Genomic DNA, 14270 nt, shown 5'->3' with positions numbered 1-14270 from the left:
CAGGGGGTGCTACCCTCTATTGGGACCAAGCCGGTTCGTGAACGCCACCACCACCGCGCTCATGAAGAAGAAGGCCTGCAGCTCCAGGCGCCAGCCGCCGGTGTTGCCGAGTCCGAACCAATGGCCCATGTGCGCCAGGCCCACCGCAAATGCCATGTTGATCGCGATGATCAACGCCGCCGGCATCACCCAGAAACCGGCCAGCAACATCAGCGGCGCGATGAATTCGCCCAGGTACACGCCGTAGGCGAGCCAGCCCGGCAGGCCGTTGCTCACCAGCATGCCGGAGATGCCGCCGACACCGCCGGTGATCTTGGACCAGCCGTGGAAGAGCATGAGGATGGCGAGTGTCCAGCGCAGCAGGAGGACACCGAAGCGGGGCTGGTTGAAGAGGTTGTTGATGGCGTTCATGGTGAGAAGGTTTTTGAAGGGGTTTTTGAAGGACCTTTGAAGGGCCAACGGTAAAAGGGATGTGCTCAAGGCTGAGCCACCGCTGCATGAAGAGGTTCCCGGTGCGCGCCGCAGGGGGCGCCCGGTTCGCTGGGCATTCCGTGGTCAGTGGCCTACTGCGACTGCGACTGCGACTGCGACTGCGACTGCGACGGCTACGGCCGCTTCCGCTGCTGGTAGCCGCGCCATCCCCACAGCACCAGGCAGCCTGCGCCCAATGCCAGGGCCAGCCAGCCCAGGCCGGAAGAGCCTGCCACCATGTCTCGCAACTGCGGCGATTCGATGCGCTGCGGCGCGATCAGGACGATCACACCGATGGCGGCGCACAACACGCCTTTCCACAGCAGGTCTTCGTTGGGGCTTGGTTTTTTCTTCGATGCCATGGTGTTCAACCAACCTTCAGAGGTTCGGCGCCAGCCAGCGCTGCAGTTCGTTGCGCGCCACGTGGCTGCGCGCGGCCAGGTCGTCCACCTGGTCATCGGCGATCTTGCCGACGTTGAAGTAGGTGCTCTCGGGGTGCGCCAGGTAGAAGCCGCTCACGCTGGCCGCGGGCGTCATGGCCAGGCTCTCGGTCAGGCCCATGCCGATGTCCTCGCATTGCAGCACGTCGAACATCGGGCGCTTCACCGCGTGGTCAGGGCAGGCCGGGTAACCCGGTGCCGGACGGATGCCCTGGTATTTTTCCTTGATGAGTTCTTCGTTGCTCAGCGCCTCGTCGGCCGCGTAGCCCCAGAGGTCGGTGCGCACGCGGTGGTGCATGCACTCGGCCAGCCCCTCAGCCATGCGGTCGGCCAGGGCCTTGAGCATGATGGCGGAGTAGTCGTCGAGGTCGTCGATGAACTGCTGTTCCTTCTTCTCCACGCCCAGGCCGGCGGTGACGGCGAACATGCCCACGTAGTCGTTCGCCACGCCCTTGGGTGCGACGAAGTCGGCCAGGCAGCGGCTGGGGCGCATCACGCCTTCGAACTCGTGCTTCTCGGTCTGCTGGCGCAGGCCGTGCCAGGTGAGCGCAACCTCGCTGCGGCTCTCGTCGGTGTAGAGCTCGATGTCATCGTCGCGCACGCTGTTGGCCGGGTACAGGCCGACCACCGCACTCGCGCTGAGCCAGCGGCCTTCGATCATGCGTTGCAGCATGCGCTTGCCGTCGCTGAACACGCGCCGCGCCTCTTCGCCCACCACCTCGTCTTTCAGGATCTCGGGGAACGGGCCGGCCAGGTCCCAGGTCTGGAAGAACGGGCCCCAGTCGATGTACTTGGCGATCTCGTTGAGATCGAAGTTCTTGAACACGCGCCGGCCGATGAACTTGGGCTTGTGCGGCGTGTACGCACTCCAGTCGATCACGGTCTTGTTGGCGCGCGCCTTCTCCAGCGGCCACAGCGGCACCTGCTTCTTGTTGGCGTGCTGCTGGCGCACGCGCTCGTAGTCGGCGTTGACCTCGGCGATGTAGGCCGCGGCCTGGTCGGACAGCAGGCCGGACGCCACGCTCACGCTGCGCGAGGCATCGGGCACGTAGACCACCGGGCCGTCGTAGTGCGGCGCGATCTTCACCGCGGTGTGCACGCGGCTGGTGGTGGCGCCACCGATCAGCAGCGGAATGCCCTTGCTGCGGAAGTGCTCGTCCTTCTGCATCTCGCCGGCCACGTATTGCATCTCTTCCAGGCTGGGCGTGATCAGGCCCGACAGACCAACGATGTCGGCACCCTCGGCCTTGGCCATGGCCAGGATCTCGTGGCAGGGCACCATCACGCCCATGTTCACCACTTCGTAGTTGTTGCACTGGAGCACGACGGTGACGATGTTCTTGCCGATGTCGTGCACGTCGCCCTTCACCGTGGCGATCACGATCTTGCCCTTGGGCTTGGCGTCACCACCGGCGGCCTGCAGCGCCAGCTTCTCGGCTTCGATGTAGGGCAGCAGGTGCGCCACCGCCTGCTTCATCACGCGCGCGCTCTTCACCACCTGGGGCAGGAACATCTTGCCCTGGCCGAACAGGTCGCCGACCACGTTCATGCCGTCCATCAGCGGGCCTTCGATCACGTGCAGCGGGCGGCCGCCGCCGGCCTGGATCTCCTGCCACATCTCTTCGGTGTCGTCGGTGATGAAGTCGTTGATGCCGCGCACCAGCGCGTGCGCCAGGCGCTCGCGGATGGGCAGCGCGCGCCACTCGTTTTTCTTGCTGTCGTCCTTGGCCGAACCCTTGGCGGTCTCGGCCACTTCCACCAGGCGCTCGCCGGCATCGGGGCGGCGGTTGAGCACCACGTCTTCCACGCGTTCGCGCAGCTCGGGTTCGAGTTCGTCGTAGACGCCCATCATGCCGGCGTTGACGATGCCCATGTCCATGCCGGCCTGGATGGCGTGGTACAGGAACACGGTGTGGATGGCCTCGCGCACCGGGTCGTTGCCACGGAAGCTGAACGACACGTTGGACACGCCGCCGCTGATCTTGGCGCCCGGCAGGTTCTGCTTGATCCAGCGCGTGGCGTTGATGAAATCGACCGCGTAGTTGTTGTGCTCTTCGATGCCGGTGGCGATGGCGAAAATGTTGGGGTCGAAGATGATGTCTTCGGGCGGGAAGCCCACCTCGTCCACCAGGATGCGGTAGGCGCGCTCGCAGATCTCGACCTTGCGCTCGTAGGTATCGGCCTGGCCTTTTTCATCGAAGGCCATCACCACCGCCGCCGCCCCATAGCGCTTGACCAGCCGCGCCTGGCGCTTGAACTCGTCCACACCTTCCTTCATGGAGATGGAGTTGACGACGCCCTTGCCCTGCACGCAGCGCAGGCCGGCCTCGATCACGTCCCACTTGGACGAGTCCACCATCACCGGCACACGCGCGATGTCGGGCTCACCGGCGATGAGGTTGAGAAAACGCACCATGGCGGCCTTGCTGTCGAGCATGGCCTCGTCCATGTTGACGTCGATGATCTGCGCGCCGTTTTCCACCTGCTGGCGCGCCACGGCCAGGGCGTCTTCGAAGCGGCCTTCGAGCACCATGCGGGCAAAGGCCCTGGAGCCGGTGACGTTGGTGCGTTCGCCCACGTTCACGAACAGGCTGCCCTCGCCAATGCGCAGCGGCTCCAGGCCGGAGAGCAGCATGGGCGGCACGGGGGTGGACGACGGGGAAGCGGTTTCGGAGGACATGGGGCTCACCAAGGCAGTTTGCGAAAAACAGACCGGTGAGCGCCGTTTGGGCCTGTTCGCGCCCACTCAAGCCTGACGCACGGTGGAGGCCTTGAAGAAAGCCCGCCGGCGCTGCAACGCTCCTTGAGAAGGCGCGATTTTAGCCCCTCGGGGTGGGGCCGCGTGCCACTGGTGCGATGTTTGCTTGCGCCCCGGCCATGGCCCCCTTGCGCAACAACGACCCCGACGCCGCCGGCACCGGCACCGGCACCGACTGGAACACCCAGGAGCTGCTGCTCATGCGCGAGGTGATGAAGATGGTGGGCCGCAGCCTGGCACCGGCCTTCGTGCTGCGCGAGATGCTGCACCTGATGAGCGAGCTGCTGGGCCTGAACCGTGGCCGCATGGTGCTGGCCGGGGAAACGCGGCCGGGCGCCGAACGCACCGCGGCGGTTCGGCACGCCTACGGCCTCACCGCCGAAGAGGTGCAACGCGGCGTGTTCCGCTGGGGTGAGGGGGTCACCGGCCGGGTGTTGGAGACCGGCGTGCCGGCGATCGTGCAGGACGTGGACGCCGAACCGCTGTTCCTGTTCCGCACCGTGCCGCGCGAGCGCCTGCCACAGCAGACCGTGGCCTTCATTGCGCTGCCGATCGAGGTCAACGGCGCGACCATCGGCGTGCTCGGTTGCCACCGCATCCGCAGCCGCCAGCGCCACCTCAACGACGACCTGGCGGTGCTGCGCATCCTGGCTACGCTGGCCGGTCAGCTGCTGCGGCTGGAGCAACTGGTGGCAGAGCAGACGCGCCAGCTCGTGGCACGCAACGCGGCGCTGGCCCGCGCGCTGGACAGCGCCAGCGCACGCTACGGCCTGATCGGGCGTTCGCCCGCGCTGCTGCAGGCACTGGCCGAGCTCGAACGTGTGTCGCAGTCGCAGGCCACGGTGCTGCTGCTGGGCGAGTCGGGCACCGGCAAGGAACTGTTCGCGCGCGCCGTGCACCTGGCCAGCGGCCGGCACGACCAGCCCTTCATCAAGGTGAACTGCTCGGCGATTCCGGACACCTTGTTCGAGTCCGAGCTGTTCGGTTATGAGAAGGGCGCCTTCACCGGCGCGAACGCCGCGCGCGCGGGCTGGTTCGAGCAGGCCGATGGCGGCACCATCTTTCTCGACGAGATCGGCGAGCTGCCGCTGGCCATGCAGTCCAAGCTGCTGCGCACGCTGCAGGAGGGCACGCTGGTGCGCCTGGGTGGCACCCGCGAGCTGAAGGTGAACGTGCGCCTGGTGGCCGCCACCAACCGCGACCTGGCCGCCGAAGTTCAGGCCGGCCGGTTCCGGCAGGACCTGTACTACCGCCTCAACGTGATACCGATCCGCCTGCCCAGCCTGCGCGAGCGCGGCGAGGACGTGCGCGCGCTCGCCCTGCACTTCGTGAACCGCGCCAACCAGACGCACCAGCGCAACGTGAACCTGGCGCCCGACGCGCTGGCGCGGCTGGAAGCGCACGACTGGCCGGGCAACATCCGCGAACTGGGCAACCTGATCGAGCGCCTGGTGCTGCTGGCCGACCACACCCTGGTGACCGCCGCCACGCTGGAGCGCTTCATGCCCGAGGGCTCGGGAACACCGCCACCGCCGCCCGCACTCGGCGAAGCGCCCGTGGTGCGCGATTACCAGAGCGCGCAATCGCACAGCGCCAACGCCTTGCGGGAGGCGCTGACGCGGCACCATGGCAACCAGTCGCGCGCGGCGCAGAGCCTGGGCCTCACGCTGCGGCAGTTCGCCTACCGGCTGCGCAAGGCCGGTTTGCGGTGACGGTCCGGGGGAAACAAGGGCCAACCCATGTATGAATGACAACATCGCGGCAACCCTTGTGCCACGCCGGCCCGACCCCAGATGCAGACAGGAGCCGGCCTTACCCCCTCGAACGCTGCACGCCCATGAAAACGATTGACGAGATGCTTCACCTGGCCTTGCTGAGTCCCGACGAGCATCGGCAGATCAGCCATTGGATCGCCCGCGCCGATTCACCCGAAGAGATTCTGCAAATGCCGCCCGTGCTGTGGCGTGCAATCGAGCGGGCCAGCGCCGTCATGGGCATCGACGAAGACCTGTTGCGACCGCCGGCACTGGATGCGGGGAGTTGGTAGCACCGTGCCGTGACAGGGATGGCGTCACGCAGGACCGCGCCGATCGAGCGCCAGGACGGAAAGGCCGGCCGCAATGAACGTGAGGCCGGCGCTGACGTTGATCGCGGCGACGGCGCGAGGACGCTTTGTCAGCCAGGCCGACAACTGCGAAGCAAAACAAGCCAGCAGCGAGAACGTCAGCGCCGTGAGCACGGCGAAGATGGCGCCATAGGCCAGCATCTGCACCGGAACCGACCCCCGAAGCGGGCTGGTGAACTGTGGAATGAAAGCCACCACAAACAGGCCGGGCTTGGGGTTGAGCACGTTGGACAGCAGGCCGGTTGAAAAGACGCGTTTGAGCGATTGCCGCTGCGCAGGCTGGAACGTGATGAGGTTGCGCGACGTGATCGCCTTGTAGCCCAGCCACAGGAGGTAGGCGGCACCCACACCCTTGACCACCCAGAACGCGACGGCCGAGGTCTGCAGCAAGAGCGCCAGGCCCAGTGTGGCCGCCACGGTGTGCACCAGGATGCCCAGGCCGGCTCCCAGCGACGACAGGGCGCCCGCCATCGGGCCCTGGCTCAAGCCACGGCTCACGGCCAGGATGTTGTCCGGCCCTGGCGACACCACGACAAGCAAAACGGCGGCAAGGTAAGCGAAGAGGATTTCGGGTGGGAACATGGCGCGCAAGCATGGGTTCGTGAAGCCGGATGCCGCAGGTGTGTTCCGGCATCGCCTGGGCAGAGTGTCACTCAGAACCGGGTTGTGGATGACAAGGGCTTGCCCGCGCTCTTGCAGCGCTCGCCCGCTCACACAGTGTTGACATTGTGTCGACGCAATGGCGCGCTCCACGGCGCTTCGCCACCAGCGCGCACGCGCCAGAAACCCCATAAACCCAAGCAAATCAACGGCCTTCGCGCGTTGATGTGCGAGCGCGCCACGTTGGCACGGCGGTTGCGAAAGAAGGTGCAGGCAATCCCGCCCGCCCTGTTCTTTCGTGAGGTTTCCATGAGCAACGACGCCATCCTGATCGCACCCGCCCAGTTGCAGGCCCTGCAGTCGTCCGAACCCGTGGTGGTCATCGACACCCGCGACGCCGAGACCTTTGCCGCCGGCCACATCCCCGGCGCCGTCAACCTGCGTGAGGTCTTCACCTATCTCGCCACCTCCACGCCCGAAGGCCTGCAGGCCCTCAAGGCCACCTTTGCCGAAGCGCTCGGCGGCGCCGGTCTCTCCGGCGCAGAGACCGCCGTGTTCTACGAAGACGCGATGAACAGCGGCTACGGCCAATCCTGCCGCGGCTACTACCTGCTGACCTGGCTGGGTTACCCCAAGATCAAGGTGCTCAACGGCGGCTTCAGCGCCTGGAAGGCGGCCGGCCTGCCGGTGTCCACCGAAGCCGCCACGCCCGTGCCCGCGACCTTCCCCACGCTCACAGGCGCCGACGTGATGCTGACCCAGGCCGACGTGCAGGCCGCGCTCGGCACCGACACCGTGCTGCTCGACGTGCGCGACGTGGACGAGTGGATCGGCGACAGCTCCTCGCCCTACGGCAAGGACTTCGCGCCGCGCAAGGGCCGCCTGCCCGGCGCGAAGTGGGTGGAGTGGTACCGCTTCATGAAGCCCTCGGCGCAAGGCCCGGTGTTCAAGACGCCCGACGAGGTGAAGGCCGAATGCGCCACCGCCGGCATTGCGCCCGACGACACGGTGTACCTCTACTGCTTCAAGGGCGCACGCGCTTCCAACACCTTTCTGGCCCTCAAGCAGGCTGGCTTCAGCGACGTGCGCATGTACTTCGGTTCGTGGAACGAATGGTCGCGCGACGACAGCCTGCCCATCGAAACCGGCCTGCCACTGGCGAAGTCAGGCAGGAAGCCCAGCCTGGCCCTCGCGGCCTGATCCCATCTTTTTCTTTCAATACCCTGGAGACCTCATGTCCGCCACCGACACCCTCGAACCCACCGCCCCCGTGACCACCGTGAAGAGCTACCTGCGCCCGATCGACGCCAGCGGCCTCGCCACCTTCGCCGCCAAGGGCAAGGCCAACCCGGCCAGCCGCGGCACCAACAAGGTCCACACCGTGATGGAGGGCCAGTACCGCTCGCTCTCCACCGTGGGCCAGCACACGCCGGTGGTGGTGGACGAGCCGCTGCACCTGTTCGGACAGGACACCGCACCGGCACCCGGCGAGATCGTGCTCTCGGGCCTGGGCGGCTGCCTGGCCGTGGGCATCACCGCGGTGGCGACCTGGAAGGGCGTGAAGCTGAGCAAGCTGGAGGTGCTCCTCGAAGGCGACATCGGCAACCCCGCCGCCTGGGGCGCCGGTGGCGCGCTGGAGAAGACGCCGCCGGAGATGGGCTTCCAGGCCATCCGCGTGAAGGTGCTGGTGGAAGGCGATGCACCGCGCGAGGTGCTCGACGAGATCGTGCAGCACGCCAACTTCTATTCACCGGTGGCCAACACCCTGCGCAACCCGATCCCGTTCGAGATCGCGCTGGCCTGAAGGCTTCGACCCGCTCGGCCCGAACGGATGTGGTTTCGTTCGGGTTGCGCGAATCCCCGTTCGCCCTGAGCCTGTCACAAGGCTCACCCACCCCGTTGGAGCTTGAATGAACCCGCACGACCTGCCCCGCGAACTGACCCATGAGGCCACGCCGGACGAACTGCTGAGCGCCGTGCGCGCCGTGGCGCAAGGTCCGCTGGCCGCGGTGGTCGAAGCCATCGACCGCGAAGGCCACTACCCGCGCGAGGTGCTGCAGTCGCTGGGCGCGCTGGGCGCCTTCAGCGCCCACCTGCAGGCGCCCGTAGGCCGGGCCGACTACGGCCTGGCGATCCACGCCATGGCCGAGGTTTCGCGCGTCTGCGGCGCCACAGGCTTCATGGTCTGGTGCCAGCTGGTCTGCGGCCTGTACATGCAGGCCAGTGGCAACCCGGCGCTGAACGGCGCGGCGCTGCAGGCCGTGGCCAGCGGCGCCGCGCTGGGCGGCACCGCCATGTCCAACCCGATGAAGAGTTATGCGCAGATCGAGAGCCTGCTGCTCAAGGCCACGCCGGTGGATGGCGGCTACCGCGTCAACGGCACGCTGCCCTGGGTCAGCAACCTCGGGCCTGGCCACAGCTGCGGCGCGCTGGCCTCGGTGGTGGACGACCACGGCGAACCGCTGGGCCGTGAGCTGATGTTCCTGCTGCGCTGCGACGCACCGGGCGTGGAGCTGCGCGAATGCCCGAGCTTCTCCGCCATGGAAGGCACCGGCACCTACGCGCTGCGCCTGAAGGACGTGTTCATCGGCGCCGACGACACCATGGCCGACCCGGCCAAACCCTTCATTGCGCGCATCCGCGCCGCCTTTGTGTTGCTCCAGTGCGGCATGGCGGTGGGCGTGACGCAGGGCGCCATCGACAGCATGTGGGCGGTGGAGGCGCAGCTCGGCCACGTGAACCAGTTCCTGGAAGACCGGCCCGATGCCCTGCAGGCCGAACTGGACGCTCTCAGCGCGCGGGTGATGGCGCTGGCCGCAACGCCGTTCAACGACTCGGTGGAGTTCTTCATCGACGTGCTCGACGCGCGCGCCCACGGCGCCGAGCTCAGCCTGCGCGCCGCGCAGTCGGCCTTGCTGCACCAGGGCGCGCGCGGTTACCTGCTGAGCTCGGAGGTGCAACGCCGCGTGCGCGAGTCGCACTTCGTGGCCATCGTCACGCCGGCCATCAAGCACCTGCGCAAGGAAATCGCGCGCCTGTCCGCCGAGGTGATGCCGTCATGAACAACGCGCAACGCATCTCCCGCTCCAGCTCCACCACGGCCACCGCCGTCGCGGCCGCGGTGCATCAGGCGCTGGACGCCAGCGACCCGCCGTTCCAGTCCTACATCTGCGACGCCTGCGGCTACATCTACCACGAGGTTGACGGCGACCCCGATGGCGGTCTGCCACCCGGCACGCGCTACGCCGACATTCCCGAGGACTGGTCGTGCGCGCTCTGCGGTGTGAGCAAGGCCGACTTCTCGCCCTACACCCCGCCCTCGCTGGAGACGCTGCGCGCGGCCATCGCAGGCCACGGCGCGCCGACTGTGGCCACACGCGGCGGCAACGCCGGTGTGCTGATCGTTGGCGCCGGCCGCGCCGGCTGGCAGATGGCCGAGGCGCTGCGCGCGCTCGACGCCTCGTTGCCCATCACCCTGGTGAGCAACTGCGCCGGCGACCTGTACGACAAACCCCTGTTGTCCATCGCCATGGCGCGTGGCCTGGCACCCGAGGCCCTGGCTCGCGAGAGCGGTGCCGCGGCGGCGGCGCGTCTGGGCGTGCGCCTGCTCGCCCACACGCAGGCGGTGCGCATCTGCGCCGACACCCGCACCTTGCGCACCACGCGCGGCGTGTTGCGCTACGACCGGCTGGTGCTGGCGCACGGCGCCCAGGCGAACCTGCCAGCGGCCCTGCCGGCCGCGCTGTGCTGGCGCATCAACCACCTGGCGGCCTACCAGCGCCTGCGCGCGGCACTGGGCCGCATGGAACACGAGGGGCCGAAAGACGTGCTGATCGTCGGCGCCGGCCTGATCGGCAGCGAAATCGCCAACGACCTTGCGCTCGGGGGCCACCGCGTCACCCTGCTCGACCCGCAGGCCGCGCCGCTGGCGCGCTGGCCGGCCGAACAGGCGGGCGGGGCTCTGCTCGACGCCTGGCGGGACCTGGCGATCCGTTTCGTCGGCGGTGTGCAGGTCGTGCAGCTCGAACAGCTCCACGGCCGCTACCGCCTCACCACCGACGACGGCCAGCGCTTCGTCGCCGACCAGGTGATTGCCGCCACCGGGCTGGAGACGCCGTCGCGGCTGGCGCAGAGCGCCGGACTGCATTGGTACAACGGCATCGCGGTGGACGCGGCCACACTGCGCACCAGCGATGCGCGCATCCACGCCATGGGCGACTGCATTGCCATCAACGGACAACCCAGCCGCTTCATCGAACCGATTGCACGCCAGGCCCGCGCCATTGCCGCCGACATCTGCGGTGCCACACCAGCGCCCTATGAGGCGCGTGCGGCGGTGGTGCGGGTCAAGACAACGTCGCGTCCGCTGACGCTGCACTGATGGACGTCGCGGCGTCGGCGCGGATCGGCACCACGCGGCGTGCGCGCGGGTTGTCCGCGCGTGCGCGCAGTTGCCCGCAGCCCCCCTCCACGTCCTGCCCGGCCGACTGGCGCAGCTTGGTCAGGATGCCGCGCTGGTGCAGGCGGCGCGCGATGGCCGCGGCCTGCTCCCAGCTCGGGCGCTGGTAGGGCAGCTCGTCCACCGTGTTGTACGGAATCATGTTGAGGATGGCGTACTTGCCGTGCAGCAGGCGCACGATGCCTTCGATTTCATCGTCGCCATCGTTGATGCCCTGCAGCAGCGTCCACTGGTACTGGATCGGGTAGGCGCTGGCGCGCGCATAACGTTCACCGGCCTCCACGATTTCTTCCGGCGTGAGGCGCGGCGCGCGCGGCAGCAGTTGCTCGCGCAGCGCGGCCTTGCTGGTGTGCAGCGAGAGCGCCAGCGCCGGCTTCACGCGGCCACGCGGCAGCGCCTCGAACACGCGCGGATCACCCACCGTGGAGAACACCAGGTTCTTGTGACCGATGTTGCCGATGGTGCCGAGCAGGTCGATGGCTTCGAGCACGTTGTCCAGGTTGTGCGCCGGCTCGCCCATGCCCATGAACACCACCTTCTTCACCGGCCGGCGCGAGCGCGCCAGCGCGACCTGCGCCACGATCTCGGCACTGCCGACCTGGCGCACCAGGCCACCCTGCCCGGTCATGCAGAACACACACCCCACCGCGCAACCGACCTGGGTGGACACGCACAGGCCGTCGCGCGGCAGCAGCACGCTCTCCACCGTCTGCCCATCGGCCAGCGCCAGCAGCAGCCGCGCCGAGCCGTCTTCGCCCGGGTGCTCGGACACCAGCGTGGCGATGCCGGCCAACTCTTCGCTCAGCGCCGGCAAGGCCGCCACCAACGTGGCCGGCAGAAAACTCGTCAGCTCGCGCCGCCCACCGTCCTGTGGCAGGGCCTGCGCCCACAGGCGCAGCACGCGCTGGGTGTGGCGCGGGTTGGCGCCCAGGGTCTGCAGGCGTTGGCGGAGGTCTTGGATTCGCATGGAGCGGCAAGCTTAGCGCCAGTCAGGGGGCTGCGAATTCGCCTCCGCACACTCGCCCACGGCATGGGGGAAAGCGTTTGCATGCCAGCAGCCCTCACCCCAACCCTCTCCCGGAGGGAGAGGGAGCAAGGCACGTGGCGCCTGCTGTTGGCGGGAGCATCGGCCCGTGGTGGCGGGAAAGGGGAAAGGGTTTGCATGCCTGCGGCCCTCACCCCAACCCTCTCCCGGAGGGAGAGGGGGAAAGGCACGTGGCGCCTGCTGCTGGCGGGAGCATCGCCCGTGGTGGCGGGAGAGGGAAAGGGTTTGCGTGGCAGCGGCCCTCACCCCTGCCCTCCCCCAGAGGGAGAAGGAGAGGGAGAGGAGGCAAGACCAGCAACGCGTGAAGTGCCTTCATCCAGGGGCATCAAGGGACGGCTCCGCCGGCCCAAGATGCCGTCCCCCCTCGAAGCGCCGCAGGCGCGCCACGGAGGGGGGAAGCCGCGAAGCGGCGCAGGGGGGAGCTCACCGTTCAAACAGCGCAGCCAGCCCCGGCCCGGCCTCGTCGATGAAATGCCGCAGCTTGGCCGGCACGAAGCGCTGGCCCGGGTAGACGAGATGGATCGGATCGGTGCGCGCGTGCCAGCCGGGCAGCAGCGGCACCAGCGCGCCGTGGTCCACCTCGCGCCGGCACACGTAGTCGGGCAGCAGGGCCACGCCCTGGGCGTCGAGCGCCAGGCGGCGGATCAGCCGCATGTCGTTGGCGGCGAAGGCGCTGCGCAGCGGCACGCTCACCCGGCTCTTGCCGCGCATGAGCGTCCAGCTGTCGCGCCCGAGCGGGCTGAAGCACAGGGCGGCGTGCTGCGCGAGGTCTTTGGGCTGGCGCAGCGGGGGCGCGGTTTTCAGGTAGTCGGGGTGGGCAAACGGGGCCCACCGCGCCAGGCCGATCTGGCGCGCGATCAGGCTGGAATCGGCCAGCTCGCCGGCGCGCAGCGCCACGTCCAGCCCCTGCGCCACCAGGTCCAGGCGCGCATCGGAAAACACCAGCTCGACCGCCACGCCGGGGTGGCGCGCGCGGTAGGCGCTGAGCACTTCGAGCAAGGGCTCGTCGCCCATGTCGATCGGCAGGGTGATGCGCAACAGGCCCTGGGCCTCGTGTTTGTCGGCATCGAGCTGCGCCTCGGCCTGCAGGATGTGGTCCAGCCCGAGCGAGGCCTGCTGCAGGTAGGCCTGCCCGGCTTCGGTCAGGTGCAGGCGGCGTGTGGTGCGCTGCAGCAGGGTCACGCCCAGGCGCTGCTCCAGCCGCGAGACGCGCACGCTCAGCGTTGAAGTGGGCATGCCCATGAGGCGCGCCGCGGCGCTGAAACCACCGGCCTGCGCCACGCGCACGAACACCAGGGTGTCGTTGAGATCGGGGGCTTGATTATTCATTTGGTTGAAAAATGATTTGCGATCTTACCGACTTATCAGGGGAACACCCAGCCGGTAAAGTCGTCTCTCAACCAGGAGTACACCCCATGAAAACCGTTTCTTTCATCCAACGCAGCGCAGGCGGCCACTGGGTCGGCGACGGCTTTCCGGTGCGCAGCGTTTTCTCGTACAACGGCGCGCCGGAGCGCTTCTCGCCCTTCCTGCTGCTGGACTACGGTGGCCCGGTGCAGTTCGAACCCACCACGAAACGCCGTGGCGTGGGCCAGCACCCGCACCGCGGTTTCGAGACCGTGACCATCGTCTACGACGGCGAGGTCTCGCACAGCGATTCGAGCGGCGGCGGCGGCACCATCGGCCCCGGTGAGGTGCAGTGGATGACGGCGGCGTCGGGCATCGTGCACGAGGAGTACCACGGCGAGCGTTTCGCAAAAGAAGGCGGCGCGTTCGAGATGGTGCAGCTGTGGGTGAACCTGCCTGCGCGCGACAAGATGGCCGCGCCCGGTTACCAGGGCATCACGCGCGATCAGATCGCGCAGGTGGATTTGCCCGACGGCGCCGGCACGGCACGCGTCATCGCGGGCGAGTTGCTGGGCGTGAAAGGCCCGGCCCGCACCTTCACGCCGATGCAGGTGTGGGACCTGCGCCTGAAGGCCGGCCACACGGTGACGCTGCCCGCCGCTGAGGGGCACACCACCGCGCCCTTCGTGCTGCGTGGACGCCTGCGCCTGGCCGACGGCCAGGAGGTGACGGCGGCGCAGATGGCGGTGCATTCGCGCGCCGGACAGGACGTGACGTTCGAGGTGCTGGAAGACGCCACCGTGCTGTGGCTGGCGGGTGAGCCGATCGACGAGCCGGTGGTGGGGTATGGTCCGTTCGTGATGAACAGCGAGGCCGAGATCCACCAGGCCTTCGCCGACTTCCAGAGCGGCAAGATGGGCCGCGTGAGAGCAACGGCGTGACCCTGTGCCCCTCTCCCCGAGAGGGGCACACCCTGCGGGCCGGCAAGGCCGGTTCCGCGGGTGCCCTGGACGGGCGATGATTTT

General features: G+C 68.3%; 13 protein-coding genes and 1 riboswitch. Of the genes, 7 read left to right on the top strand and 6 right to left on the bottom strand.

The features are described 5' to 3' along the window. Positions 1–9 precede the first annotated feature (9 nt). The 3 genes from HPA01S_RS15480 to metH all read right to left on the bottom strand — a co-directional run bounded on the left by HPA01S_RS15480 (position 10) and on the right by metH (position 3546). Positions 10–411: a DoxX family protein gene (locus tag HPA01S_RS15480; RefSeq protein ID WP_066271657.1), complete on the bottom strand. Its 402-nt coding sequence runs from the start codon at positions 409–411 to the stop codon at positions 10–12. A gap of 194 nt (positions 412–605) precedes the next feature. After that, a complete protein-coding gene (locus HPA01S_RS15475; RefSeq protein ID WP_066271656.1) occupies positions 606–833 on the bottom strand; it encodes a hypothetical protein in 228 nt (75 codons plus the stop codon). A gap of 16 nt (positions 834–849) precedes the next feature. Continuing rightward, the gene (metH, locus tag HPA01S_RS15470) at positions 850–3546 is read right to left on the bottom strand and encodes a methionine synthase (RefSeq protein ID WP_157085052.1); all 2697 of its coding nucleotides are present in this window, start codon (positions 3544–3546) and stop codon (positions 850–852) included. A 75-nt stretch (positions 3547–3621) separates the two neighbouring features. After that, positions 3622–3722, bottom strand: a riboswitch (S-adenosyl-L-homocysteine riboswitch). Between the two features lie 66 nt (positions 3723–3788). On the opposite strand from metH, the gene HPA01S_RS15465 reads away from it, so the two are divergent. Together HPA01S_RS15465 and HPA01S_RS15460 are read left to right on the top strand one after the other, a co-directional pair. Next, the gene (locus HPA01S_RS15465; RefSeq protein WP_066271655.1) at positions 3789–5381 is read left to right on the top strand and encodes a sigma-54 interaction domain-containing protein; all 1593 of its coding nucleotides are present in this window, start codon (positions 3789–3791) and stop codon (positions 5379–5381) included. Positions 5382–5506: 125 nt separating this feature from the next. Then, positions 5507–5716: a hypothetical protein gene (locus HPA01S_RS15460; protein WP_066271654.1), complete on the top strand. Its 210-nt coding sequence runs from the start codon at positions 5507–5509 to the stop codon at positions 5714–5716. 24 nt (positions 5717–5740) lie between these two features. Here HPA01S_RS15460 and HPA01S_RS15455 read toward each other — a convergent pair whose 3' ends face one another. Continuing rightward, positions 5741–6376: a LysE family translocator gene (locus HPA01S_RS15455; protein ID WP_066271653.1), complete on the bottom strand. Its 636-nt coding sequence runs from the start codon at positions 6374–6376 to the stop codon at positions 5741–5743. Between the two features lie 327 nt (positions 6377–6703). Between HPA01S_RS15455 and HPA01S_RS15450 the strand changes: the two genes are divergently transcribed. The 4 genes from HPA01S_RS15450 (at position 6704) to HPA01S_RS15435 (ending at position 10775) form a co-directional block, all read left to right on the top strand. Further along, positions 6704–7594, top strand: a complete 891-nt coding sequence (locus HPA01S_RS15450) for a sulfurtransferase (protein ID WP_066271652.1) — start codon at positions 6704–6706, stop codon at positions 7592–7594. A gap of 34 nt (positions 7595–7628) precedes the next feature. Continuing rightward, positions 7629–8198: an OsmC family protein gene (locus HPA01S_RS15445; protein ID WP_066271651.1), complete on the top strand. Its 570-nt coding sequence runs from the start codon at positions 7629–7631 to the stop codon at positions 8196–8198. Positions 8199–8304: 106 nt separating this feature from the next. Further along, positions 8305–9456, top strand: a complete 1152-nt coding sequence (locus HPA01S_RS15440; RefSeq protein ID WP_066271650.1) for an acyl-CoA dehydrogenase family protein — start codon at positions 8305–8307, stop codon at positions 9454–9456. Then, complete coding sequence (locus HPA01S_RS15435) at positions 9453–10775, top strand: FAD-dependent oxidoreductase (protein ID WP_066271649.1); 1323 nt, start codon at positions 9453–9455, stop codon at positions 10773–10775. The genes HPA01S_RS15440 and HPA01S_RS15435 overlap by 4 nt, the downstream gene beginning before the upstream one ends. Here HPA01S_RS15435 and HPA01S_RS15430 read toward each other — a convergent pair. Together HPA01S_RS15430 and HPA01S_RS15425 are read right to left on the bottom strand one after the other, a co-directional pair. After that, positions 10741–11820, bottom strand: coding sequence for an RNA methyltransferase (locus tag HPA01S_RS15430; RefSeq protein WP_066271648.1), 1080 nt, complete (start codon positions 11818–11820; stop codon positions 10741–10743). The two genes, HPA01S_RS15435 and HPA01S_RS15430, sit on opposite strands and share 35 nt — an antisense overlap. Positions 11821–12321: 501 nt before the next feature. Then, entirely contained in the window at positions 12322–13227 is a 906-nt protein-coding gene (locus tag HPA01S_RS15425; RefSeq protein ID WP_066271647.1) for a LysR family transcriptional regulator, read from the bottom strand. An 86-nt stretch (positions 13228–13313) separates the two neighbouring features. On the opposite strand from HPA01S_RS15425, the gene HPA01S_RS15420 reads away from it, so the two are divergent. Then, positions 13314–14186 (top strand): pirin family protein, encoded by an 873-nt coding sequence (locus tag HPA01S_RS15420; protein WP_066271646.1) that lies wholly within the window; start codon positions 13314–13316, stop codon positions 14184–14186. The last annotated feature ends 84 nt before the right edge of the window (positions 14187–14270 follow it).

The organism is Hydrogenophaga palleronii NBRC 102513 (assembly GCF_001571225.1).
GTDB lineage: Bacteria > Pseudomonadota > Gammaproteobacteria > Burkholderiales > Burkholderiaceae_C > Hydrogenophaga > Hydrogenophaga palleronii.
This window is presented reverse-complemented; position numbering and strand designations above follow the sequence as displayed.